Origin of the sequence: Macrococcus equipercicus (assembly GCF_024205945.1) — a bacterium.
GTDB lineage: Bacteria > Bacillota > Bacilli > Staphylococcales > Staphylococcaceae > Macrococcus > Macrococcus equipercicus.
Genome location: NZ_CP073818.1, coordinates 1 through 1942, shown reverse-complemented (window position 1 = coordinate 1942; position 1942 = coordinate 1). Strand labels below are relative to the sequence as shown.

The 1942-nt window shown below is 31.8% G+C and carries 3 protein-coding genes; all 3 read right to left on the bottom strand.

What is annotated here, in order from left to right:
* Nucleotides 1-25: 25 nt before the first annotated feature.
* The 3 genes from KFV11_RS11675 to KFV11_RS11665 all read right to left on the bottom strand — a co-directional run bounded on the left by KFV11_RS11675 (nucleotide 26) and on the right by KFV11_RS11665 (nucleotide 1911).
* Nucleotides 26-184 carry a ribbon-helix-helix domain-containing protein gene (locus KFV11_RS11675; RefSeq protein ID WP_101142566.1) on the bottom strand — a complete coding sequence of 53 codons (159 nt, stop codon included), beginning with the start codon at nucleotides 182-184 and terminating at the stop codon, nucleotides 26-28.
* A gap of 859 nt (nucleotides 185-1043) precedes the next feature.
* Nucleotides 1044-1250: a hypothetical protein gene (locus KFV11_RS11670; RefSeq protein WP_101142563.1), complete on the bottom strand. Its 207-nt coding sequence runs from the start codon at nucleotides 1248-1250 to the stop codon at nucleotides 1044-1046.
* Nucleotides 1251-1254: 4 nt separating this feature from the next.
* A complete protein-coding gene (locus KFV11_RS11665; protein WP_101142564.1) occupies nucleotides 1255-1911 on the bottom strand; it encodes a replication protein in 657 nt (218 codons plus the stop codon).
* Between the last annotated feature and the right edge of the window lie 31 nt (nucleotides 1912-1942).

The window sequence follows — 1942 nt, the reverse complement described above, 5'->3', positions numbered from 1 at the left end:
TCAACGTCTGCCAACGTTGGCTTTTTTATTTATCCTTACCTTTCTCTATTTTTTTTACATACTCCTCAAGTGCAAGCACAAAAATTGCAGATTTTGAAAATCCTCTAGACTTCGCTAACTCATCTACTAATTCATATTGTTCATCTGTCAATCCAATCGAAACTCTCTTTTTTGTATTCAATATCATTTCACCTCAAAATATTATTTGTAAAACTATTTTACATTTTTTATTTTTTTACGTCAATTTTTTTTACAAAAAAACCTATTTCGTTGCTCTCTAAAACACGTTTTTTGCTCTCTGTAGACGATTTTTCGTTTTTAGAGAGCAAGCCCTAAAGCCTTGTAGCTCTAAGGTTCAATCAAGTTTTCACCCTAATTTGGCACTCGGCACCTAAGGGGGGTCGTAGTAGCCCCCCCCAGCAACTCTCCCAAATTTCCAAAAAATTAAGCCCCAAAAAGAAAATTGACCCAAAAATTGACCCAAAAATTAAAAACCAAATTTTTAGATCAATTTTCTAAAAACCCAATTCGACAATTCTTTTTGCATTTATTCCAATTTCCTTTTGGAGCGAGCCTCTGACACGCTAACGCTCCCCCAGGCCCCCAAGAGCCCATGTTCCGTCGATTTGATAGCTGTCGCTATCAAAATCGCCGTGAACGGCTCTAAGTGTGTTCTGGGGGGTCTTCTCCTCTCCAAAAGTTTTCTCGGCATAAAAGTTCCTCAAAAATTTATAAAGCAATTAATCGCTCTGACTGACTACTTTCGTCATTCTCTCGCTCACTAAAAACATAAAATTTGCAACTACTTACTTTCAGTATTTGCAAATTAAGAACACAAATTCAAACTAGCTACTTTCGCTATTTTTCATTTTGGTCAAGCAGTGCAAGTGTATACAAAATGCTGGCGCATTTCTTTACACTCGCTCGCTTCGCTTGCTTGTAAGAGGGAAAATTCCCTCTTAACTCCCTTTCATTTTTCTAACGAAAAATAAAAAATCAAAAGCATTATAAAAAAAGAGTAGTCACACAGGACTACTCTTTTTTTATATCCTACTTTCATATATTCCATCCATAACTTCACTATAAATATATCTCAAATCTTCTCCACCATTATCTATATATTCTAAAATTCTAGACAAAGTATTATGCATATATTCAGCTTCAATCACTAATTGTTTTTTAGAAAAATTACTATATCGACTTAATTCTTCTAAATTGTGAGACTCATAGTATTCATTAAAAATATTCATTCTATCAATCCTTTCTCTGTTCTTGAACAATACCTCTTCTAGAACGTTGATAAGCACCATCAAAATATAATCGTAAAATACTCGATTTACTTTCAATAGTTGTCAAAAATAAATTCATATCAATTCCATAACCTGCACCATTCTTTTCAATAAAATCATGTAAATCAAGAACATTAGGAATTGAATAAGCCCTTATAATTTGAAGTAATATTTTTAGTGTTTGATTTTTAGTTTCAACATCAATAGTTATATAACGATCAATATCAAAATTATTTATATGTTTAATTTCAGTTTTATCATAAACATACTTATTTTTTCTAATTGCATCTTTACTTTCATGAGTTAAATAAAGATAAGCACTTTCAACCGATTCATAAATGACCTGTACTTTTGCCACTGCTTTGCATTCAATAATCTCTGAACTTAAAACAGCTTTTAATTTATTTCTTACAGAGTCAGAAGTTACTGGGTTATTAGCTATATATATTCCATGATAATGCGGTTTTTTCAAAGTTCTATTTTTATTTTTATCTTTATTATGAAGTGGACTTACTGCTATTGGTACTCCAATTTTCTCTAATCTTTCCATCCAATCATCAGGAAACCCTTCACTATCAGGATAAAGAAGAAACGTAAAATGTCTAGATTTTTCTCTTGTCATGTGATTAAATACCTTTAGATCTAATAAGTCG

Bases quoted from the DNA above. Each gene is read 5' to 3' on its own strand.
- KFV11_RS11670 (WP_101142563.1), bottom strand. From the start codon at position 1,250: ATGAATATTTTTAATGAATACTATGAGTCTCACAATTTAGAAGAATTA.
- KFV11_RS11665 (WP_101142564.1), bottom strand. From the start codon at position 1,911: ATGACAAGAGAAAAATCTAGACATTTTACGTTTCTTCTTTATCCTGAT.